This is a genomic window from Roseateles sp. AC306 (genome assembly GCF_979253795.1).
Map to the genome: position 1 here is coordinate 43008 of NZ_CEEDEB010000011.1, position 21819 is coordinate 64826.

The 21819-nt window shown below is 67.8% G+C and carries 14 protein-coding genes; 4 read left to right on the forward strand and 10 right to left on the reverse strand.

Translation table 11 applies throughout. The features are described from left to right. The first annotated feature begins 42 nt into the window (after positions 1–42). On the forward strand, positions 43–1761 hold the full coding sequence (locus tag AC0IZJ_RS19815) for a M14 family metallopeptidase (RefSeq protein WP_471853052.1): 1719 nt from the start codon (positions 43–45) through the stop codon (positions 1759–1761). A gap of 70 nt (positions 1762–1831) precedes the next feature. On the opposite strand, the gene AC0IZJ_RS19820 is transcribed toward AC0IZJ_RS19815, so the two are convergent. Beyond that, the gene (locus AC0IZJ_RS19820) at positions 1832–2500 is read right to left on the reverse strand and encodes an alpha/beta hydrolase family protein (protein WP_471853053.1); all 669 of its coding nucleotides are present in this window, start codon (positions 2498–2500) and stop codon (positions 1832–1834) included. A gap of 428 nt (positions 2501–2928) precedes the next feature. Here AC0IZJ_RS19820 and AC0IZJ_RS19825 point away from each other — a divergent pair, with 428 nt between their 5' ends. Both AC0IZJ_RS19825 and AC0IZJ_RS19830 read left to right on the forward strand, forming a co-directional pair. After that, positions 2929–5964, forward strand: coding sequence for a TonB-dependent receptor domain-containing protein (locus AC0IZJ_RS19825; protein ID WP_471853054.1), 3036 nt, complete (start codon positions 2929–2931; stop codon positions 5962–5964). A gap of 72 nt (positions 5965–6036) precedes the next feature. Continuing rightward, complete coding sequence (locus tag AC0IZJ_RS19830) at positions 6037–8109, forward strand: alpha/beta hydrolase family protein (RefSeq protein WP_471853055.1); 2073 nt, start codon at positions 6037–6039, stop codon at positions 8107–8109. Positions 8110–8177: 68 nt separating this feature from the next. Here the strand turns inward: AC0IZJ_RS19830 and AC0IZJ_RS19835 are convergent, their stop codons facing one another. Genes AC0IZJ_RS19835 through AC0IZJ_RS19850 form a run of 4 tightly spaced genes read right to left on the reverse strand, consistent with a single transcriptional unit; the run spans position 8178 to position 15280 of the window. Further along, positions 8178–8891 carry a queuosine precursor transporter gene (locus tag AC0IZJ_RS19835; RefSeq protein WP_471853056.1) on the reverse strand — a complete coding sequence of 238 codons (714 nt, stop codon included), beginning with the start codon at positions 8889–8891 and terminating at the stop codon, positions 8178–8180. Positions 8892–8919: 28 nt separating this feature from the next. Continuing rightward, complete coding sequence (locus AC0IZJ_RS19840) at positions 8920–12228, reverse strand: PAS domain S-box protein (protein WP_471853057.1); 3309 nt, start codon at positions 12226–12228, stop codon at positions 8920–8922. A gap of 2 nt (positions 12229–12230) precedes the next feature. Continuing rightward, positions 12231–13034, reverse strand: coding sequence for an orotidine-5'-phosphate decarboxylase (pyrF, locus tag AC0IZJ_RS19845; protein ID WP_471853058.1), 804 nt, complete (start codon positions 13032–13034; stop codon positions 12231–12233). After that, positions 13031–15280, reverse strand: a complete 2250-nt coding sequence (locus tag AC0IZJ_RS19850) for a putative bifunctional diguanylate cyclase/phosphodiesterase (RefSeq protein WP_471853059.1) — start codon at positions 15278–15280, stop codon at positions 13031–13033. Before AC0IZJ_RS19850 ends, pyrF begins: the two co-directional genes overlap by 4 nt. Before the next feature lie 80 nt (positions 15281–15360). Between AC0IZJ_RS19850 and AC0IZJ_RS19855 the strand changes: the two genes are divergently transcribed. Beyond that, positions 15361–15870 (forward strand): GNAT family N-acetyltransferase, encoded by a 510-nt coding sequence (locus AC0IZJ_RS19855; RefSeq protein WP_471853060.1) that lies wholly within the window; start codon positions 15361–15363, stop codon positions 15868–15870. A gap of 6 nt (positions 15871–15876) precedes the next feature. On the opposite strand, the gene purB is transcribed toward AC0IZJ_RS19855, so the two are convergent. The 5 genes from purB to AC0IZJ_RS19880 are packed head-to-tail and all read right to left on the reverse strand — an operon-like array spanning position 15877 to position 21692. Further along, a complete protein-coding gene (gene purB, locus AC0IZJ_RS19860) occupies positions 15877–17253 on the reverse strand; it encodes an adenylosuccinate lyase (protein ID WP_471853061.1) in 1377 nt (458 codons plus the stop codon). A gap of 33 nt (positions 17254–17286) precedes the next feature. After that, on the reverse strand, positions 17287–18315 hold the full coding sequence (locus AC0IZJ_RS19865; protein ID WP_471853062.1) for a M48 family metallopeptidase: 1029 nt from the start codon (positions 18313–18315) through the stop codon (positions 17287–17289). Next, entirely contained in the window at positions 18312–19463 is a 1152-nt protein-coding gene (locus AC0IZJ_RS19870; RefSeq protein WP_471853064.1) for a YjgN family protein, read from the reverse strand. Before AC0IZJ_RS19870 ends, AC0IZJ_RS19865 begins: the two co-directional genes overlap by 4 nt. A gap of 4 nt (positions 19464–19467) precedes the next feature. Beyond that, positions 19468–20496: a M48 family metallopeptidase gene (locus AC0IZJ_RS19875; protein ID WP_471853065.1), complete on the reverse strand. Its 1029-nt coding sequence runs from the start codon at positions 20494–20496 to the stop codon at positions 19468–19470. Next, positions 20496–21692, reverse strand: coding sequence for a YjgN family protein (locus tag AC0IZJ_RS19880; protein WP_471853066.1), 1197 nt, complete (start codon positions 21690–21692; stop codon positions 20496–20498). The genes AC0IZJ_RS19875 and AC0IZJ_RS19880 overlap by 1 nt, the downstream gene beginning before the upstream one ends. Between the last annotated feature and the right edge of the window lie 127 nt (positions 21693–21819).

Genomic DNA, 21819 nt, shown 5'->3' on the forward strand with positions numbered 1-21819 from the left:
AAGGCCCCTAGTTTTTGGGGGCATCCCACCCAAGCCAGCCAAATGCCCGTCGCCCTGCCCAACCCCCGGTTCGACCACTTCTACCGCTACGACGAGCTGACGGCGCTGCTGTTCGCCTATGCCGACGCGCGCCCCAACCTCGTGTCGGTGCGCGCCATCGGCAAGAGCTACGAGGGCCGCGACATCTGGGTCGTCGTCGTCACCAACCTGGCCAGCGGCATGGACATCGACAAGCCGGCGCTGTGGCTTGACGGGAACATCCACGCGGCCGAGCTGACGGCGTCCACCACCTGCCTGTACTACCTGCATCAGCTGCTGACGCAGCACGGCGGCACGTCGGCTGAAAGCCAGCAGATCAACCGCCTGCTGGACACGCGCACCCTCTACATCGTGCCGCGCCTGAACCCTGACGGCGCCGAGCTGGCCCTGGCCGAGCGGCCGCGCCACATCCGCAGCTCCACGCGCGCCTACCCCTACACGGAGGAGCCGGTCGACGGCCTGACCGTGGAGGACATCGACGGCGACGGGCGCATCCTGACCATGCGCGTGCCCGACCCGCACGGCGGCTACAAGCGACACGCCGCCGACCCGCGGCTGATGGTCGCGCGCGAGCCCGGCGAGCATGGCGGGGAGTACTACCGCCTCATCCCCGAGGGCTTCATCAAGCACCACGACGGCCTGACCGTGAAGGTCAATTCGGACCGCGAAGGCCTGGACCTGAACCGCAACTTCCCCGGCGAATGGCGGCAGGAGTTCCAGCAGCTCGGCGCCGGCCCCTACCCGACCAGCGAGCCCGAGGTGCGGGCGATGGTGGAGTTCATCACCAGCCACCCCAACATTGGCGCGGCGGTGAGCTTCCACACCCACAGCGGCGTCATCCTGCGCCCCTGCGGCACGCGCAGCGACAAGGACATGACGCCCGAGGACCTGTGGCTGTTCCAGCAGTTCTCGGCGCTGGGCGAGAAGCACACCGGCTACCCGGCCATCAGCATCTACGAGGACTTCCGCTACCACCCCAAGGACGTCATCACCGGCACGCAGGACTGGGTCTACGAGCACCTGGGCGCGCTGTTCTGGGTGGTGGAGCTGTGGTCGCCCAAGAAAGAGGCCGGCGTCGAGGACAACCAGTGGATCGACTGGTACCGCCAGCATTCGGTGGAGGATGACCTCAAGCTGCTGAAGTGGAGCGACGAGCAGTGCGGCGGCAAGGCGCATGTGGAATGGACGCCTTTCCAGCATCCGCAACTGGGCGCTGTGGAGATTGGCGGCTGGGACAAGATGAACTACTGGCGCAACCCGCCGCCCGCCCTTCGCGAGCGTGAGGCGGCGCGCTTCCCGGCCTGGATGACGCAGATCGCGATGAGCCTGCCGAAGCTGGAACTCATCCGCACCGAGGTGCGCGCGCTCGGCCCCGACATGTGGCGCGTGCGCCTGGCCGTGGCCAACTCTGGCTACCTGCCGGCCTATGTGACGCAGCGCGCGCTGGAGCGCAAGACGGTGCGCGGCGTGATGTTTGAGCTGCACCTGCCCAGCGGCGACCCGGCCATCAGCCTGGTCAGCGGCAAGGAGCGCATGGAAGGGCCGCAACTGGAAGGCCATGCGCCCAAGCAGAGCCAGCTCGCCTTCCTGGCCAACAAGCAACCCACCGACGACCGCGCCGTGGCCGAGTGGGTCGTGCGTGCGCCGGTCGGCACGCGGCTGGCGCTCAGTGCGAGCGCGGAGCGGGCAGGGGTGGTGCGAACCGAGGTGGTGCTCGACTGAGCCCTCAGCGTCGCGGCGCCGGCTGGCCGGCGACTGTGGCCGGTCGACATCACCGGCGCAGCGTGGCGCATCAGCTCGCCGACCTTTCGCTCTCCTGAGCTGCGACGACCGCCGCCCGCCACAGCCTTGCCGGGATGAAGGTGCGCAGCTGCTCCATGCCCTTGGCGATGAGCGCCGGGTGCAAACCGTGGTCGAGGTGGGGCAGCACATCGGCCGTCACGTCGGCACCCAGGTCGACGAGGGCCTGGGCCGCGTCGACGACATGGCGATAGGGGAAGCGCTGGTCCGCCAGACCGTGCAGCAGGTGCACACAGACATCCTGCGGCGCGTGTTCGGGCCGCGACAGATAGCCGCCGGCAAAGGCCAGCACGCGGCCCACCAGGGCCGGCTCCGCCTGCACGGCCTCCAGCGCCAGCAGCGCGCCGTCACCCACGCCGGCCAGCGCAACACGCTCCCAGGCCAGGCCCAGCTTGGCGGCCTCCAGGCGCAGCCGCCCGATCAAGTGCGGCAATGCGGCCTCCACCCCTTCCAGGCTGGGCGTGTCATCCGCCCACCAGCGGCAGCGGCCCTCGGCGTCACGCAGTGGCGGGTGCAGTGACAGCGTCGCGGCGTTCGGGTACTGGGCGTGCAGGGCCGCGGCCAGCGGCGCCAACGTGTCGGGGCCGTCAGGCGCGAGGCCGCCGTCGGGCAGCAGGGCGAACAACAGATCGGGGGTCGCAGTGGCTTGGTCAGGGCTCATGGCCGTATTTTCGGCGCCAGCAACGTATTTTTTCAACTCAGTAAGAAACCAGGCGCGAATATTTGTCTGCCCAGTAAGAGAACGGGTTTCGGCGAGATTCAAGTCAGTTTGATTTCGCCGCCTTCGTTTTGTGAGTTCGTAATATGCGAAGGTTTATGTCTATTTTCCCCACACGGATCCGTGCTGCCCCGCTAGGTAGACGCCAGGGGCACAGAGCGTTAGCCGCGAGACACACTTGTTGGTTGGCCGCAACGTTGCTGTCACGCCGCGTGGTCCGGACGGATCGGTAATGACCCTAGGTGCGTGCTGAAGGTCACATGTAACTAAGCCCACCCCCTAGCATCGAAGTCGTTGACGAGCCGCAGGCTGCGCCGCCCTACCCGGGTGTCGGATGGCTTTGAAACGCACCCCCTTGATGGACCCTTTTTATGCCCACCCATTTCTCCAGTTTCAAACCCGTTCACAAACCCGTCGCCCTCGCGGTTCTCGGCCTGTTGTTTGCGCAGCATGTCGCAGCACAACAAACCCCGGCCGACAGTAACAAGCCGGCTACCGCCGCAGAAACTCCCGCGCCCAAGGCTGAACCCGTCCAGAAGCTGGACGCGGTTGTCGTCACCTCAGGCTCGCGCATCAAGCGCGACAACTACAGCACCGTTGCACCGCTGCTTGTCATCAAGACTGAAGACGCCTCGCTGGCAGGCTACAGCTCCACGGGGCAGGTCCTGCAGGGCACAGCCGTGACCGGCGGCCAGGGCCAGATCAACAACGCCTTCGGTGGCTACGTCACCGACGGCGGCCCAGGTGCCAACACCATCGGCCTGCGTGGCTTCGCGCCGACGCGTTCGTTGGTGCTGCTGAACGGTCGCCGCATGGCGCCGTCCGGCACTCGAGGCTCGGTTGGCGCAGCTGACCTGAACACCCTGCCGAATGCCGTTGTGGACCGCATCGAAGTGCTGAAGGATGGCGCCTCGTCCATCTACGGCTCCGATGCCGTGGCCGGTGTGATCAACATCATCACGAAGAAGGACCTGACCTCCATCACCGTCGACGGCTCGGTCTCCGCGCCCGTGGACGGCGGCGGAAACGCCTACAACTTCTCCATTGCGGGCGGCTTTGTGACCGACCGTACGCGCTTCATGGCGTCGTACAACTACCTGGAGATGACCGCCATCGCGCTGGGCGACCGCGACTGGACCACCTGCAACACCGACTACCGCCGCACCAGCGTGGGCGGTGTGGTGGGTGAATGGGGCAGCGGTGACACCATCGACCCCAAGACTGGCAAGCCCAAGTGCTACCCGATCACGGGCACAGGCTCCAACGGCGTGACCATCAACACTTTGGGCGCCGTCTTCAGTGGCGCCAACGCAATCGCTGGCGTCCCTGCACAGGGCGCGACCGGTACTACCTTCAACCGCTGGCGCCCGAACTCGGCCGTCACGACCGGCTTGGTAGGTTATGAAGGCGTTGGCGGTGGCACGACCACCAACACCAACATCCGCGACACCTTCGACCCGCGCACGCTCAACCGCTCGCTGATTTCCCCGGTCAAGAACCACAACCTGTTCGCGCAGGGCGGCATCGACCTGCAGGCGTTTGGTGACGCCGAGCTGTACTACGAAGTGCTGCTGAATCGCCGCGAGTCCTCGCAGGTCGGTTACCGCCAGCTGTCGCTGGACTACATCAAGGGCAGCCCGCTGATCCCGGCTGGCCAGTTGAGAAACAGCACCTTCTCCGGCCCGGTCAACACCAGCAATGGCCAGAACGTCGGCGTGCGCGCCTTCATCGGCTTTGGCAACGACACCTCCAGCCAGGAAGTCGACTTCGGCCGTGTCGCGGTTGGTATCCGCGGCGCTATCGCCAAGACCGGCTGGGACTACGACCTCACGGCCGTCCACTCTGAAAGCAAGGGCAAGTACACCCAACAATCCTTCCTGACGGACCGCCTCGCGAACAGCCTGAACGTCGTCGCCAGCGGCAGCGGCTTTGCCTGCGCCGGCGCTGCAACCGGCTGCGTGGCCGCACCGGCCCTGACCCCTGGGGTGATTGGCGGCCAACTGCCGCAGGACTGGGTGAACTACGTCTTCCAAGACGTGACGGGGGTGACCAAGTACAAGGAAGACGTCGTGACCGCCTCGGTGACGGGTGGCCTCTTCAAGCTGCCCTACGGCGAAGTGAAGGCTGCTTTCGGCGCGGAATTCCGCCGCAACACCATTGACGACACCCCGGCGCTGGACTCGCAGATCGGCAACCTCTACAACCTGACCACGTCCACGCCTACGCGCGGCAGCGACCAGGCCACCGACTTCTTCGGCGAGGTGGAAGTGCCTCTGCTGAAGGACCTGGCCCTGGTCAAGGAGCTGACGGTCAATGCATCGGCGCGTCGTGCGGACTACAAGTCCTATGGCTCGGACTCGACCTACAAGTTCGGCACCGTCTGGGCGCCGACCAGCTGGCTCTCGCTGCGCGGTACCAAGGGCACGTCTTACCGCGCTCCCGCGCTGTTTGAGCAGTTCCTCGGCCCCACGACCGGCTTCCTGAGCAACACCGGCGACCCTTGCAACAGCTGGGACGATCCGGCCAAAGCCGGTACGCCGCGCGCCATCAACTGCGCCAGCGAAGGTCTGCCCACCGGCTTCCAGGCGACGCAAAGCATCACCGTCGTCAACTCCGGTGGCCGCGCCGCCGGCCTGAAGGCCGAGACGTCCAAGAACGCCTCCTGGGGCATCGTGCTGCAGCCGGGCCTGCCGACTGGCTGGGGTGACCTGTCGCTGGCGGTGGACCGCTTCGACCTGAAGGTGGACAACGGCGTCTCGCGCGCCGGTACCGCCTCCATCCTGCAGCGTTGCTACGACGACCCCCAGTTCCGCCAGGGTGGTGGGTTCTGCCGTCTGGTGAATGCCCGCAACACGACCTCCAATGCGCTGACCGTCAACGACAGCTACGTGAACCTGGCCACGGACATCGTCCGCGGCTATGACTTCACGGGTCGCTACACCAACGACGTGGGCATCGGCAAGCTGAAGGTCGACCTGACGCTGACGGAATACAAGCAGCAGGCCAACAAGCTGTTCGCCGAAGATGCGCTGGACGACACGAACGGCACTGTTGGCAGCCCGGCCTGGTCCGGAGCCATGGACGTCAAATACACGATCAAGAACTGGGATCTGTACTACGGCGTCGAATGGGTCGGCAAGACTTCGAGCTACACCTACTACTCGGAAGACCCGGCCACCAGTCGCTTCAAGCTGGACACGCCGAACTACTTCCTGCAATCCGTCTCCGTGAGCTACAAGGACACGGTCAGCAAGTGGAAGGCGACTGTCGGTGTTCGCAACGTGGCCGACGTCAAGCCGCCCGTGATTTCGTCAGGCGTCTACAACCGCGTGGGTAACGCGCCTCTGTACAGCGGCTACGACTACTTCGGTCGCCGCGTCTTCGTGAACGTTTCCAAGACGTTCTGATAACCCGGTAGCAACCCATCGCCCTGGCAGCCTCCTGGTTGTCAGGGCTTTTTCTTTTCAGGTGTGATTTCCATGCAAAGCTACTTGAACAAGCGGCTGCTCGCCATCGTCGGTGCCGCTCTGATGGCCTGCCCGGCCGCCGTGGTGGCGCAGTCGGCAGCGGCCGCCGCGCCCATCCGCGTCCCCACGGTGGAGACGCTGGCGCAATTCCCCGGCATGACCGGCTTCCAGATCTCGCCGGACGGCAAGCACATGATTGCCCTCCAGAGCCAGGGCGACAGCCGCACCATCCTGGTCTGGAAGCTGGCCGATCTGGCCGCCAAGCCGACCGTCATCGGCGCCAAGAACATGCAGATCGCCAGTGTGTCCTTCCTGAAGAACGACATGCTGCAGGTCAACATGACCCAGCCCTACGACCTGCGCGGTGACGAGTTCATCAAGGTCTTCATCAACAAGCTGTTCTTCACCGACCTCGAGGGCAAGACCTGGATCGAGCCGATGACGGCCACCGAGATCCCGCGCTCCGAGATCGCAAAGAAGGCGGCGGCGCTGGCCAACCCGACGGTGCTGAACCGGCTGCTGACCGACCCCGACAACGTCATCGTCGTCAGCGACTCGGCCACCACTTCCAACCGCGACGTCTACCGCTACAACCTGCGCAGCAGCAAGGCCGTGCGCATCATGCGGCTGGGCGAATCCGACAGCAACGTGTTCGTTAACAGCAAGGGCGTCGTCTGGGCCAAATCACGCCTGAACAGCGACGGCCAGGGCGCGTTTGTCGCCATCGACTTCCGCAACAAGGATGGCGACTGGGAAGAGCACTTCCGCAACTACGTGAAGAACCGCGACGTCGTCGACGTCATTGCGGTGGGCACCAAGCCCGGCACGGCCATCATCACCAGCAACGTGGGCCGCGAGTTCACGGGTCTGTACGAGTACGACATCGCCAGCCGCAAGACCGGCACCACGCTGTTCGAGCACAAGTACTTCGACGCCACCGGCGTGCGCTCCTTCCGCACCGACGACGCACCGCCCGAAGAGGGCTACGACGGCTACACCTACGACGGCCACCTGGGCCGCGACACTCATTGGGTCAACGACAAGCTGGACTCCGTCGTGCGCGGCGTCGGCCAGGCGCTGGGCATCAAGGAGATCGATCAGGAGTTTGTCGGCGTGGGCAGCGGCGAGCGCGCGGCCGTGCGTTCGTTCGACGGCGTGTCCGTGCGGCTGGCCGGCTATGTGGGCGGCGAGACGCCCACTTACCTGATCCGCGTCAGCGGCCTGACCTACCCGACCGAGCACTACCTGCTGCGTGGCCAGAGCATCCAGCTGCTGGCCAAGGAGCGCCCGGACGTGGACAAGCGTGCCCTCGGCACGGCGCGTTTCGTCTACTACAAGGCGCGCGACGGCCTGAACATCCCCGCCTACCTGACCGTGCCCAACCCGCAGCTGTGCGGCGCCGGCCCGTATGCCGCAGTCGTGCATCCGCACGGCGGCCCCTGGGCCCGCGACACGATGGACTACGACGGCTCGGGCTGGGTGCCGCTGCTGGTGTCGCAGTGCCGCGTCGTGCTGCAGCCGCAGTTCCGCGGCTCCCAGGGCTGGGGCCGGGCACTCTGGTACGCCGGCGACGCCGAATGGGGCCAGAAGATGCAGGACGACAAGGACGACGGCGCCAAGTGGCTGGTCAGCGAGAAGCTGGCGGACGCCAAGCGCATCGCCATGTTCGGCTTCTCCTACGGTGGCTATTCGGCCTTCGCCGCCTCGGTGCGCCCGAACGGCCTCTACAAGTGCGCCATCGCCGGCGCAGGCGTGTCCGACATCGACCGCATCTGGGCCAAGTTCTTCACCAACCCCTACTTCCAGTCGGCGCAGGGACCCACGGTGAAGGGCCTGAGCCCGCTGAACCTGGCGGACAAGATGGAGATCCCGCTGATGGTCTACCACGGCGACCGCGACCAGACCGTGCCGATCATCCAGTCGGAGCTGTTCGTCAACAAGGCCAAGGCCGCCGGCAAGCCCGTGGAATACCACGCGCTGGCCGACTACGCCCACGGCCCTGCATGGACGCGCAAGATCATGGCCGACCAGCTGAACCTGATCAGCAACTACCTCGGCTCCGGCTGCGGCAAGGGTGGTCTGTAAGCCAACCGCCATCAACGACAAAGGGCACCGCGAGGTGCCCTTTTTTCATGCTGCCGCGGTGGCCGGCTTCAGACCTTCAAGGAGAAGGGATTGAAGCTGGTGTCACGGTCGTAATGATCCAGGCCCTCGACGCGCTTCAGGAAGGCGATGAAGCGCGCCGTGACCGGAAACAGCACCGCCTCCCAGATCAGCTTGAAGATGTATTGCGCGACGAACACGGCGAGCAGTTGCTCCTGCGGCCAGATGCCCCAGAAGGCGATGGCCAGGAACAGGCCTGTGTCCAGCAGTTGGCCCACGGCGGTGGAGCCGACGATGCGCGCCCAAAGGTAGCGGCCGTTGGTGGCGATCTTCATCTTGGCCATGACGAAGCTGTTGGCGAAGCTGCCGGCGGCGAAGGCGATCATCGAGCCGGCGACGACGCGCCAGGTGTTGCCGAACATCGCCTCGACGTGCAACTGATAGGCGTCCATGAAGCCATTGCGCGCCGGCGGCAGGTTCACCACGACAAAGGCCATGAAGGCCGCGAACAGCAGCGCGCCGAAGCCGGCCCAGACGACGCGGCGGTCTCGGCCGTAGCCGTAGACCTCGGTCAGCACATCGCCAAAGATGTAGCTGATCGGGAAGAAGAACAGGTCTGCCCCGAAGGTGACCGGGCCGATCCAGGGCAGCTGGATCTGGGCGGCTTTCGCCGGGGCGATCAGGTTGGCGCACAGCAGCACGCAGACGCAGGCCGCCATGATCAAGTCGTAGTACTTGAAATGACGCTGTGGCGCAGTGCTCATGGGCTCCCTCCTGTTGGAGCCGGCATTGTCAACTGGCCCTGGTCAATCTCAGCAGCGTCTGGTGCAGCTTGAGCGTGTCGATGGGCTTGGTCAGGAAGTCGTTCATGCCCGCCGCGAAGGCGTCGTTGCGCTCAGAGACAAGGGCCGCCGCCGTCAACGCGACGATGGGCAGTTCGTCAGCGTTGAAGTGCTTGCGCAGCTCGCGCGTCGCGTCGTGCCCGCCCATGACGGGCATCTGCACGTCCATCAGCAGGATGTCAAAAGGCTTGCCCACACTGGCGGCGGCATGCACGGCCTCGATGGCCTGGCGGCCGTCGCTGGCCTGGGCGACCTCCATGCCCCACTGCTCCAGCTGTGCCACGGCAATCAGCATGTTGACGGGGTGATCCTCGGCGATCAGCACGCGGCGGCCATGCAGGGCCTCGGGCGCGGCGCCGCTGGCACGCGGCTCACGGGGCTGGTGGGCCATCGGTGCGGGCGCGCCGGGCAGGGGCAGCTCGGCCCAGAAGGACGAACCCTGGCCAACCACGCTGCGCATGCCGACCTCGCCGCCCATCAGCGCCGCCAGCTCGCGGCAGATGGACAGCCCCAGGCCGGTGCCGCCAAAGCGGCGCGTCGTCGACTCGTCGGCCTGCGTGAAAGGCTGGAAGAGGCGCTTCTGCTGTTCGGGCGCGATGCCGGCGCCGGTGTCGCTGACCTCGATGTGCACCCATTCGCCCGCGCTGCCCTGGCTGTTGCGGTTCATGGCCTTCACGCTGACGGTGATGCCGCCGTGAGCGGTGAACTTGAGGGCGTTGGTCAGGTAGTTGGACAGGATCTGGCGCGTGCGCAGCGGGTCGCCGAAGACCCAGCCCGGCAGGGCCGGGTCGATCTCGACGGCGAACGTCAGGCCGCGCGCCTGAGCCAGCGTCAGGTAGGCCAGGCGGATGGACGCCAGCAGCTCGCGCAGCGAGAACGGCTGGCTCTCCAGCGTCAGCCGGCCGGCCTCGATCTTGGAGAGGTCGAGGATGTCCGAGATGAGGCCGGACAGGCTCTCGGCGCTGTCCATCATCTGGTTGAGGTAGTCGCGCCGCTGCTCCTCGCTGAGGTCGGGCTGCTGCGCCAGGCGGCCCAGGCCCAGCAGGCCGTTGAGCGGCGTGCGGATCTCGTGGCTGGTGTTGGCCAGGAAGGCGCTCTTGGCGCGATTGGCGGCCTGGGCCTCGTCCTTGGCGTGGGCGAGCTGGTCTTCCACGCGGCGGCGCTCAGTGATGTCTTCGATGATCCAGATCGTGCCGCCGCGGCTGGGGTGGGCGGGGTCGACGGCCTGGGCCAGCAGACGCGCGAGAAAGGTGGAGCCGTCGCGGCGACGCATGGTGAGCTCGGTCTCGGCCTGCTCGCCGGCCACCAGGCGCGGGCCCAGCTGCTGGCCGGCGGCCTGCCAGTCCTCCACCGTGGGCCAGACGACGCTGCCATGCTGGCCGATCAACGCGCCGCGCTCCCAGCCGAACATGGCTTCCACACGGGGGTTGGCCAGCACGAACTGCTGGTCGCGCGTGAGCGCAATGCCGATGGAGGCGTTCTCCAGGATGGCGCCGTGCACGAGGCGCGTGCGCTCGCTCTCGGACACGTCGCGCGCATAGAGCACCAGGTAGTTCTGGCCGTCCATCTCGAAGGGCGCCACCGACACCAGCATGGCCACGGCGCTGCCGTCCTTGCGGCGGAAGCTCACCGGCACATTGCTGGCAACGCCGTCACGGCGGAGCGCGTCGCGGATGGCCGCGCGGTCGGCCACGTTCTGCCAGATGCCGATCTCGTCGGCCGTGCGGCCCAGCACCTCGGTGCTGCTCCAGCCGGTCAAGGCCTCGAAGGCCTTGTTCACCATCGCGTAGCGCCCGCTCTCGGCCTCGGTCAGCGTGATGACGTCGGGGCTGGTAGCCACCAGGTGGGACAGCAAGCCTTCCGAGCGCCGCAGTGCATCCTGGGCGCGGCTCTGCTCGGTCTGATCGGTGAAGAAGGTCAGCGTGGCGGGGCCGGAGGCTGTCTCGACACGCACGCTGGTGGCCTGCACGAGGCGGCGGCGGCGCGACAGCGTGCGCAGCCGGTACTCGGCCATGGGCTGCATGGCGCCGGGTGCCAGGCCCTCCAGGCGCGCTGCCTGCTGGCGGGCCGTCTCGTCGTCGCCCGGCTCGTAGTGGCTGAACAGGTCCTGGCCGATCATGCTGGAGCGCTGCGCATAGCCGAACATGGCCATCGCCGCCGGGTTGGCGTCCACGACGCGGCCCCAGCGGTGCAGCACCAGCGGGCTGGGCGAGCGGCGGAACAGCTCGCGGTAGCGCGTCTCGGTGGCCTGCACGGTCTGCTCGGCGGTGACCTCGTGCGTCACGTCCCGGCCCACGCCCCAGTAGCCACGGAAGTTGCCCTGCGCGTCCAGGCGCGGCTCGCCGCTGATGGACACCCAGCGCGTGCTGCCGTCCAGGCCCAGGCGGCGCGCCACCATGCCGTGGAAGGGGCGGTGCGATTCGAGATCGGCGCGGTGGGCGTCGAGCTCGTCCTCGCTGATGCCCATGCCGTCGATCTCCCACGGCGTCTTGCCCAGGCGCGCCTCCAGGTCCAGGCCCGAACTGCCCGGGCGCTCCTCGGCCACATGGGTGAAGCGGAATTCGCGGTCCATCTCCCAGTACCAGTCAACGGCCATGCCCAGCAGGCCGCGGAAGCGCGCCGTGCGCTCGTCGGCCTCGGCGAGCGAACGCTTGACCATCTTCAGCAGCCCGTAGCCCGACACCAGGCCCGACGCAAGCAGGGCGGCCTGCACGAAGGCACGCAAGCCGAGGGCCGACGAGCCCATCGGATGCGTGGCCCAGCCCAGGGACTCGGCCACGCCCAGGCCCGCGAGCGCGGCGGCCGCCAGCGCGGCGAGCGCCAAACCCGCCGCCAGGCCGTGCAGGCCGGTCGCGAAGGCGATCACCAGGCTCATCAACGGCAGGCTCAGCGACCACAGCCCGAGGTCGCGCGAGACCGCCACAACGACCGGCAGCGCCAGCACCAGGGTCAGCATGGCCAGCGCGGCCAGCGGCTGCTCCGGGCGCCGTGGCGCGCGCGCCAGCGACAACAGCCGCAGCAGGGCCAGCACCGCGATCAGCAACGCCAGCCCGGGCGGCAGCCAGCCGCCCTGCCATTCATGCGTCTCGCGGGTGACCCAGAGCAGCAGCGCCACCGGCACGAAGACGGGCCCGCAGGCCAGCAGGAAGATGCGCGAGGCCTGCAGGCGCAGGCTGGTCTGCAGGCGCTCGCGCTGCTGCTCGGGCGGCGCCGCGTGGCCGACGAGGCTGCTCAGGTCGTCGCTGGCGACGCGCGGCATGGTCAGGCGAGAGCGATGCGGGTGGCTTCGGCCACGGCGCGGGCGCGGGCGGCAAAGTCGGCGCCGCTGCTCGCATAGAGGATGGCGCGCGACGAACTCACGACCAGCGGCGCGCTGCGCCCGGCGGCCTGCACGACGGCCGCCGCATCACCGCCCTGGGCGCCAACACCCGGCACCAGCAGCGGCAGCGTCGGTGCGAGCGCGCGCACGCGGGCAATCTCTTCGGGATAGGTCGCGCCGACAACGAGGCCGAGCTGGCCGTTGCGGTTCCACTGTGTCTCGGCCAGATGAGCGAGGTGCTCGAACAGGCGCGGCTGGCCGGGCACGTCAGCCAGCCGCTGCATCTGCCAGTCGTCGCCGCCCTTGTTGGACGTACGGCACAGCAGGATGGCGCCTTTGCCTTCATAGGCGAGGTAGGGCTCGATGGAGTCAAAGCCCATGAAGGGCGACAGCGTCACGGCGTCGGCCTGGTAGCGCACGAAGCACTCGCGCGCGTACTGCTCGGCGGTGGAGCCGATGTCGCCGCGCTTGGCGTCGAGGATGACGGGCACGCCGGGCGCGACCTCGTGGATGTGCGAGATGAGGCGCTCCAGCTGCGCCTCGGCGCCGTGAGCGGCGAAGTAGGCGATCTGCGGCTTGAAGGCGCAGACGAGGTCCTTCGTGGCATCGACGATCGCGGCGCAGAAGTCGTAGAACCTGCTCGCGTCGCCGGCCCAGGCACCGGGGAGCTTGCTGGGCTCGGGGTCGAGGCCGACACAGAGGCGCGATTGAGGGGTCAGGGCTTGCAGTTGGGAAACGAAACTCATGGCAGGGCGGCGTAGGCGGAGAGGGAGGCGGGGGCCGTCGACATTCGGGCCAGCACGAATTCTGCAAAAGCTTGGGCCGGCAGCGGGCGGCTGAACAGATAGCCCTGCACGGCCTGGCAGCCCTGGCGGCGCAGGAAGGCCAGCTGGCCCTCGGTCTCGACGCCTTCGGCCAGCGTCTCCAGGCCCAGGGCACCGGCCATGCGGATGACGGCGTCGACGATGGCGCGGTCCTCAGCATCGTCGGTCAGGTCGCGGACGAAGGACTGGTCGATCTTGAGCTTGCTGACGCGGAACTTCTTCAGGTAGCTCAGCGACGAATAGCCGGTGCCGAAATCGTCGATGGACAGGCGCACGCCACGCTCGTGCAGCCTGTTCATGACGGCGATGGCCACGGTCGGGTTGTCCATCGCGGCGCCTTCGGTCAGCTCCAGCTCCAGGCGCCTGGCGGGCATGCCGACCTCGCCCAGCACGCGCTCAACGAGTTCGGGCAGGTCGTCGTGGCGGAACTGCACGGCCGACAGATTCACGGCCATGGACAGCTCCGGCAGGCCGGCGTCGTCCCAGCGGCGCAGCTGGTTGAGCGCCTCGGTCAGCACCCATTCGCCGATGGGCAGGATGAGGCCGGAGGTCTCGGCGATGGGAATGAATTCGGCCGGCGACACCCAGCCCAGGTCGGGGTGATGCCAGCGCAGCAGCGCCTCGGCGCCGACGATGCGGGCCTCGCCATCGGCCTCCAACACGAACTGCGGCTGGTAGTGCAGGCTGAGCTGGTGGCGCTCCTGCGCACGGCGCAGCGCGTTCTCCAGCTGCAGCGTGCGCGCCGACTGCGCCTGCATCTCGCTGGTGAAGAAGCGGTAGGCGTTGCGGCCGTCGCGCTTGGCGCGGTACATGGCCGCGTCGGCGCATTTGCACAGCGTGTCGAAGTCGTCGCCGTCGGTCGGGAACATGGCGATGCCCATCGACGGCGTGACGGTCAGCTCCTGCTGCTCGACCTGGAAGGGCGCGCTCGCCAGCCCCATCAGCTTGGTGGCCAGGTGGGCGGCGCCGGCGATGTCGGTCAGCGGCAGCACCAGCACGAACTCGTCGCCGCCCATGCGGGCGACGGTGTCCTGCTCGCGCACCGCGCCGCGCAGCCGCGCGGCCAGTTGGGCCAGCAACGCGTCGCCGATGCGGTGGCCCAGCGAGTCGTTGACGTTCTTGAAGTGGTCCAGATCCAGGAAGAGCACGGCCAGCGGCTCGTCGCCCCGGCGGGCGATGTCGATGGCCTGGCTGGCGCGGTCGGCCAGCAGGTGGCGGTTGGGCAGGCCGGTCAGGCCGTCGAACAGGGCCAGGCGCTCGGCACGCGCCTCGGTCGCCTGCTGCTCGGCGACCTTGAGCTCCAGCTCCGCAACGGTCTGACTGAGCTGCTCGGTGCGCTGCTCCACCAGCGCCTCCAGCTGGGCCTTGGCTTGCACCAGCTCCATCTCGGCCTGCTTGCGGGCGCTGATGTCCTGCGTGATCCAGATGGAGCCTCGCGACAGGTCGCTACGGTCGATGGCCTTGCTGCGCACCTCGCAATAGATGGACGTGCCGTCCTTGCGGGCGAGCAGCATCTCGGCATGGAAGGCGTCGCCGCGCGCGAGCGGCGCGTAGCAGGCGTCGCCGGCGGCCTTCCAGTCCTCGTCGCTGAGGTACCACTGGCGCGACAGCTGGCCATCCAGCTCACCAGGCTCGTAACCGAAGAGCTGCTCGAAGGCGCGGTTGCAGCGCGTGACGCGGCGGCCGCGCAGGAAGACGATGCCGACCATCGTGTGGTCGAAGATCAGCTGCTGCTCGGCATGCAGGTCGGCCAGGGCCGCATCGGACGACTTCCGCTCGTGGATGTCGTCGACGATCCAGATCGAGCCATCGGCCGGGTCGCCGGGGTTGATGAGTCGCCCGGTCAGGTGGGCCCAGAACGGCTGGCCGTTCTGGCGCCGCATCAGCTGCTCGCCGCGGAAGGTTTCGCCGGTGGCCAGCAGCGGGTAGGCGCGGCGGCCGAGGTCGCGGGCCTCCTGCTCGCTCTGGTAGAGCTCGACCGTGCTGCGGCCGACGGCGGCGTCGGCGCTGTCGAAGCCGTAGATTTCGGCATAGCGCTGGTTGCACCGCATCAGCGTGCGCGCTTTCACGAAGACGACGCCGACGCCGGCGTTGGCCAGAATGACGTCCAGCTCCCGCAGCGCCTGGCTGAGCGCGGGGTTGTCGCTGGAGTCGGGCGCAAGGCTCATGAAGGTCGGTGTGGCGGCAATCTGGCGGCGGGCTGGCGAGCGGCGTGGAATGCGGGCATGACCCGTTATTGTCTGGTCTCATGCACATCCTGGATACCGAGCGGCTGACGCTGCGTGAATTCACACCGCTTGATGCGCCCTTCCTGCTGCGGCTGGTCAACGAGCCCGGCTGGCGGCGCAACATCAGCAAGCCCGAAGTGCGCACGCTGGACGATGCGCTCACGTGGGCGGAGGGCCGGCTGTTCAAACCCTACCGCGACCTGGGCCACGGCTTCTGGGCCGTGGAGCGCCGGGCGGACGGCTTGCTGGTCGGCATGTGCGGCCTGTTCAGGCGGCCCGCGCTGCCTGAACCGGACATCGGCTACGCGCTGCTGGCCGAGCACGAGGGCCAGGGCTATGCGCTGGAAGCGGCACGCGGCTGTGTGGTCCACGCGCGCGACGTGATGGGCTGGCGCACGCTGATGGCCATCACGGCCGTCGACAACCCGGCCAGCGTGGCGCTGCTGGGCAAGCTGGGTTTTGTCGAGCAGGGGCAGGAACAGCTCGAGGGCTACAACGAGCCCTCAAGGGTGTTCAAGCTTCCTCTCTAGGCGCCGTCAGACTCGACGGGCCAGGTCTTGCGCGATACCCGTGTAGCTGCCGGGCGTCATCTTCAACAGCCGCGCCTTCTCGCCCTTGGGCAGGTCCAGGCCCTCGATGAAGGCACGGATGGATTCCTGCGTGATGGCCTTGCCGCGCGTCAGCTCCTTGAGCTGCTCGTAGGGGTTGGGCAGGCCGAAGCGGCGCATCACCGTCTGGATGGGCTCGGCCAGCACTTCCCAGGCCGAATCGAGGTCGTCGGCCAGCGCTGCTTCATTGACTTCCAGCTTGCCCAGGCCCTTGGCCAGCGAGTCGTAGCCCAAGAGCGCGTAGCCCAGGCCCACGCCCATATTGCGCAGCACGGTGGAGTCGGTCAGGTCACGCTGCCAGCGGCTCACCGGCAGCTTCTGCGACAGATGCGTCAACACCGCGCTGGCCAGGCCGAAGTTGCCTTCCGCGTTCTCGAAATCGATGGGGTTGACCTTGTGCGGCATCGTCGAGCTGCCGATCTCGCCCGCCTTGGTGCGCTGCTTGAAATAACCCAGGCTGATGTAGCCCCAGACATCGCGCGACCAGTCGATCAGGATGGTGTTGGCGCGCGTGAACGCGTCGAACAGCTCGGCCATGTAGTCGTGAGGCTCGATCTGGATGGTGTACGGGTTGAAGCTCAGCTTGAGCTGCTTCTCGATGACCGTCTTGCTGAAGGCTTCCCAGTCATGCTTGGGCCAGGCCGACAGGTGGGCGTTGAAGTTGCCGACCGCGCCGTTCATCTTGGCCAGCGGCTTCACGGCGGCAATGCGCGCGCGCGCCGTGACGAGGCGGGCGACGACGTTGGCGATCTCCTTGCCTACCGTCGTCGGGCTGGCCGTCTGGCCGTGCGTGCGGCTCAGCATCGGTACGGCGGCGAACTGGTGGGCCATGCCGCGCAGCTTGTCGACGATGCCGTCCAGCGCCGGCAGCATGACCTCGTCTCGCGCCGCCTTCAGCATCAGCGCGTGGCTGGTGTTGTTGATGTCTTCGCTGGTGCAGGCAAAGTGGACGAACTCACCGGCGGCCAGCAGTTCCGGCTGGCCCTCGAAGCTGCGTTTGATCCAGTACTCGACCGCCTTCACGTCGTGGTTGGTCGTGCGCTCGATGGCCTTGATCTCTTCGGCGTCAGCCTCGCTGAACTTCTTCACCAAGCGGCGCAGGCGCGAACGGGCGGCCGACGACAGCGGCTTGAACTCCCTGAAGCCGGCGTCCGACAGCGCGATGAACCACTCCACCTCCACCTGCACGCGGCGGTGCATCAGGCCGTACTCGGACAGCAGCGGGCGCAGCGCCGCGACCTTGGCGGCATAGCGGCCGTCCAGCGGCGAGAGGGCGCTGATGGCGGAGTATTCGGACGTTGTCATGGCGGGCCGGCTGATCGTGGGAAACCCGCGATTCTAGTTTTCGCGCTCGCTGAGGAACTTCACGCGCTCGCTGTCGGCGGGGTGGGAACTGAAGGCGATGGCCAGCGGGCTCTCGGCGCCCTCGCCGTACTTCTTGCGGATGCGCTCGAAGAAGACCGCGACGCGGGCCGGATCAACGCCGCCACCCCGTGCCACTTCACGGGCGAAGGCGTCGGCCTCCCGCTCGTGGTCGCGCCGGTAGCCGTTGGTGGCCAGCAGCACCGGCAGGCCGTTCAGGAAGCTGGAGTAGTCGCCCAGCCAGATTGCAGCAGCCGCTGCCACCACGCCGGCGCGGATGCCCGTGCGCATGCCGTGGCGGTGCTGCACATGGCCGGCCTCGTGGGCCAGGATGGTCAGCACCGCGTCGGGCTCGTCCTTCAACAGCTCGATCAGCTCGTCGGTCACGCACATCTGGCCGCCAGGCAGCGCAAAGGCGTTGGGGCCCAGCAATGCCGTCGTGCGGCGGAAGTGCAACTGCCACTGCTCGGGCACGGCCATGCCCGAGGCGCGCGCGCTGGCCAGCATGCGGCCGAAGCGCTCGCGCCAAGCCTGCTGCTCGGCCTCGCTGAGCTGGCTGGGCCGCACCAACTGCTTGTCGACCATCGCCATGACCTGGTCGCCGATGGGCTGCTCGGCGCTGAGCGGGATGCGGTCGACGAGCCGGTCGCTCAGCGCAGGCAGGCCCCAACGCCAGCCCGCGCCGAACATGGCGGTCACTAGGGCCAGTGCCGTCAGCGCCAGGTGCCAGCTGAGCTGCCAGCGCTCGATGAGCCCCGGTAGGTGTCCGGTGGCATCGGCCCACGCGTCAAAGGCGGCAGCATCGGGAAAGCTGAGCACGCCACCGCCCTCTAGCACCATCAGCCGCCGGCCGTGCCGCAGCCGTTCCGGCCATTGCACGCGGTGCAGCGGCATCTGCTGGCCGCCGAAGTGCAGCTGACCGTCTTGAAGCCGCACCTCGACGGGCTGCGCCTGGCCTTGCTGGCCGTCGAACCAGTGGGCGCAAAGGGAAGCGCATGCGTTCATAGGCCGACGTCCATGCCGAAGAAGTCGCCCGCGACGTCGCCGGACGCATCGGCGTGCCTGCCGGCGCGCAGAGCCGTCCAGGTGGCGGGATCGGTGCTGCTGTCGATGCGCACGGCCTGCAACCGCAGCCGCGTCACGGCCATCACCGCGAACGGCCGGTAGAAGCCCAGCGTGAGGACGATGAGCAGCCAGTTCATGAGGTTCAGCCGCGTCAGGCCCCTTAGCTCGCTGTGGAAGTGCAGCGAGGCGCTGCGGGTGTTGCCCCAGACGAGGTTCTGGATGCGCGCCGCGTAGTAGGGCAGCAGGCCGCCGGCGCCGAGCAGGTAGAGCAGGCCGATGAAGGCGATCCCGTAATAGGTGCCATTGCCCTTGGCGTCGATCTTGCCGGTGTGAGCCATCGCCAGCAGGCTGCCCAGAACGACGGCCGCAAGCACGGCGAACACGGCCATCGCGAACCCGACCACCACCGTTTTGAAACCGATGAAGTAGACCGAACGCGAGCGCAGCACGATGCCGCTGCGCTCACCCGCGATGCGGTAGCCCCGGTGCTGGTAGCGCTTCAGCAACACGGTGGACCAGGGCGCCATCAGGCCCAGCACCGCCAGCATTACCCCGAACCAGAACAACTGGCTATTGATGCCCGGGTCGCTGCTGGGGCCCTGCCCAGCGGGCAGGGCCATCAACACCGCCGCCGGGATGTAGACCGGCAAGTGGGCCAAATAGGCACCGGCGAGCGAGCCCTCGAAGCCCATCCGCAACCCGCGCCAGCTGGTGTTGCCGAGGCGGAATTGCATCGACGCTCGCCACAGCGCCGGCCAGACGGCGCACAGCAGCAGGAAGGCCGGCAGCGCCACCTCCGGCGAGAACTGCTCCGCGAACGTGGAGGCCAGCATCAACGCCGCCAGCAGCACGAAGCCGCGGAACATCTTCCAGGCGTCACCGTGGAAGGCCAGCGCCTCGCCGTCGATCAGCGTGTTGGCGTAGACATAGCGGATGCGCCGCATCTTGGCGAACGGCAGATAAAGGCCGCAGCTCAGCAGGATGAGCAGCAGGTTCACCGCCCAGATGCGGAAGTACTCGCTGCCGGAGCCGGTGAAGCGGATGTCGAGCTGGCGGGGTGCAGCGACGGTGGTATCAGGTTGCTGCATGCGTTTACGGCTGCTTGAAGAAGGTAATGCGCTCCTCGTCCGCCGGATGCGACGAAATCGCGATGGCCATCGGGCTGCTCTCTGCGGCTGCCTCACGCTTCTTGGCGACGCGCTCAAAGAAGACCGCCATGCGCGAGGCATCCACCCCGCCGGCCCGCGCCAGCGTGCGGGCATAGAGGTCGGCTTCGCGCTCGTTGTCGCGCGAATAGGCATTGCTGGCCAGCAGGGCCGGCGCGGCGGCCAGCAGTGTGGAGAAGTCGCCCACGATGGCCGAGGCCACCACGCCGATGGCGCCCGCGCGCAGCATCAGCCGCAGGCCGTGGCGGTGCTGCACATGACCAAGCTCATGCGCCAGCACGGTGAGCACCGCGTCGGGCTCGTCGGCGAGCAGTTCGATCAACTTATCGGTGATGACGATGTCGCCGCCGGGCAGCGCAAAGGCGTTGGGCCCGAGCGCCTTGCCACCGTCGCGGAAGTGGATCTCGAAGCGCTCCGGCACGGGCGGGCCGCCGTTGGCCCGCGCCTCGCTGAGCGCCTTGGCCCAGCGTTGTCGCCAGGCCTGCTGCTGGTTGGCCGCGAGCGTGCTGGGTTTGAGCCATTCGCCGTCCAGCCCGCTCAGCAGATGCTCGCCCAGGCGGTGTTCAGCCGCGCGCGGCAGCACGTCGACCGCCCGGTCCACCGCCCAGGGCAGGCCCCAACGGTAGGCGGCCAGCAGGCCGGCCACCAAAAGCACCAGCGATAGAACGGCCAGCCGCCAGCTCTGCTGCCACTGCACCACGGCGCTGTCGCTGCGGCCCGAGGCCTGCGCCCAGGCGTCGAAGGCGTCCGCGTCGGCAAAGCTGAGCAGCCCGCCGCCGGGCAGCAAGACCTGACGCTGGCCATGTCGCTGGCGTTCGGGCCACGTCAGCCCGGCCAGCGGTGCGCTCTGGTCGCCGTAATGCAGCGTGGCCCCGGCCACCCAGACCTCCACCGGCCGCGCGCGGGCGCTGCGGCCGTCGAACCAGTCGGCGGACAGGCGGGGGGCATCAGCCATCAAAGCCCCATGTCGATGCCGAAGAAGTCACCGGCGATCTCGCCGGTGGCGTCGGCGTGGCTGGCCAGGCTCGCGGCGACCCAGTCGGCCGGGTCTTCCTGGCTGTCGATCTGCACGGCCTCCAGGCGCAGCCTGGCCGTCGCTACGGCGGCGAAGGGGCGGTACAGGCTCAGCGTCAACGCGGTCAGCAGCCAGTTCTTCAGCGTCAGGCCGAACAGCGAGCGAAAGCGCAGCTCGCTGCGGAAGGCCAGCGCCTGGCTGCGCGTGCCGTTCCAGGCCAGGTTCTGCATCCGGGCGGCGCCGAAAGGCAGCACGATCGAGAACACGAGCAGGTAGACCAGCAGGCCAAGGGCCATGAAGCCCGCCTGGGCGAAAGGCGATGACGTATTCGGCCTGATGCCGGTTGCCAGGAACACACCGCCAGCCAGCAGACCGACGACCAGCGCCGCCAGCAGCGCGCTGCCGAGGGTCACACCCACCAGCTTCAGGCTCAACAGGTAGACACGACCGTTGCTCATCTCCAGGCGTGCCTGCTCGCCGGCGATGCGGTAGCCGTTGTGCTGGTAGCGCTTGAACAGCGCGAAGGACAGGGGCGACAGCAGCATCACCACGCCCATCACCAGCAGGCTGGTGAGGCCGTAGGCCTCGACGGCAGCGCGGTCGGCAACGTCGTCCGGCACATTCACGCGCGACCACACGACGAAGGCGATCAGCGGCAGGTACAGCGGCGCGCAGGCCAGGTAGGCGTCCTTCAGCGCGCCGTCAAAGCGCATGCGCAGGCCGCGCCAGCTGGTGTTGCCGAGCCGGAACTGCAACGAGGCTCGCCACAGCGCCGGCCAGACCCCGCACAGGATCAGGAAGGCGACGAGAGCGGCCGTGGCCGACACCTTGCCGGCGAAGGTGTAGGCCCCCATCAAGACCACCATCAGCACAAAGCCGCGGAACATCTTCCACGCGTCGCCGTGAAAGCTCAGCGCCTGGCCGTCGACCAGGGTGTTGGCATAGAAATAGCGAATGCGCCGCGCCTTGGCGAACGGCAGGTACAGCCCCAGCGTGACGAGGATGAGCAGCAGGTTGACCGCCCAGATACGAAAGTACTCGCTGCCTGAACCCGTGAAGCGGATTTCGAGGACACGGGGCACCGGAATGGGCGATGGCACGGCAGCCGCGTCGGCGGCGGCGTTGAGGTCTGACATGGGAACTCCCTGACTATGAAAGCCACCGTCTGCTGCGGTGGGCCGGCCGACACTTTGGCGGCCACCCGCGTGGCTGGCAACCCCTGCTTCCCTGGGGGCCTGTCGGCCGGGCCCGACAGGCCTTTTT

Bases quoted from the DNA above. Each gene is read 5' to 3' on its own strand.
- AC0IZJ_RS19815 (WP_471853052.1), top strand. From the start codon at position 43: ATGCCCGTCGCCCTGCCCAACCCCCGGTTCGACCACTTCTACCGCTAC.
- AC0IZJ_RS19840 (WP_471853057.1), bottom strand. From the start codon at position 12,228: ATGCCGCGCGTCGCCAGCGACGACCTGAGCAGCCTCGTCGGCCACGCG.
- AC0IZJ_RS19825 (WP_471853054.1), top strand. From the start codon at position 2,929: ATGCCCACCCATTTCTCCAGTTTCAAACCCGTTCACAAACCCGTCGCC.
- pyrF (WP_471853058.1), bottom strand. From the start codon at position 13,034: ATGAGTTTCGTTTCCCAACTGCAAGCCCTGACCCCTCAATCGCGCCTC.
- AC0IZJ_RS19830 (WP_471853055.1), top strand. From the start codon at position 6,037: ATGCAAAGCTACTTGAACAAGCGGCTGCTCGCCATCGTCGGTGCCGCT.
- AC0IZJ_RS19835 (WP_471853056.1), bottom strand. From the start codon at position 8,891: ATGAGCACTGCGCCACAGCGTCATTTCAAGTACTACGACTTGATCATG.
- AC0IZJ_RS19850 (WP_471853059.1), bottom strand. From the start codon at position 15,280: ATGAGCCTTGCGCCCGACTCCAGCGACAACCCCGCGCTCAGCCAGGCG.
- AC0IZJ_RS19820 (WP_471853053.1), bottom strand. From the start codon at position 2,500: ATGAGCCCTGACCAAGCCACTGCGACCCCCGATCTGTTGTTCGCCCTG.
- purB (WP_471853061.1), bottom strand. From the start codon at position 17,253: ATGACAACGTCCGAATACTCCGCCATCAGCGCCCTCTCGCCGCTGGAC.
- AC0IZJ_RS19875 (WP_471853065.1), bottom strand. From the start codon at position 20,496: ATGGCTGATGCCCCCCGCCTGTCCGCCGACTGGTTCGACGGCCGCAGC.
- AC0IZJ_RS19870 (WP_471853064.1), bottom strand. From the start codon at position 19,463: ATGCAGCAACCTGATACCACCGTCGCTGCACCCCGCCAGCTCGACATC.
- AC0IZJ_RS19880 (WP_471853066.1), bottom strand. From the start codon at position 21,692: ATGTCAGACCTCAACGCCGCCGCCGACGCGGCTGCCGTGCCATCGCCC.
- AC0IZJ_RS19865 (WP_471853062.1), bottom strand. From the start codon at position 18,315: ATGAACGCATGCGCTTCCCTTTGCGCCCACTGGTTCGACGGCCAGCAA.
- AC0IZJ_RS19855 (WP_471853060.1), top strand. From the start codon at position 15,361: ATGCACATCCTGGATACCGAGCGGCTGACGCTGCGTGAATTCACACCG.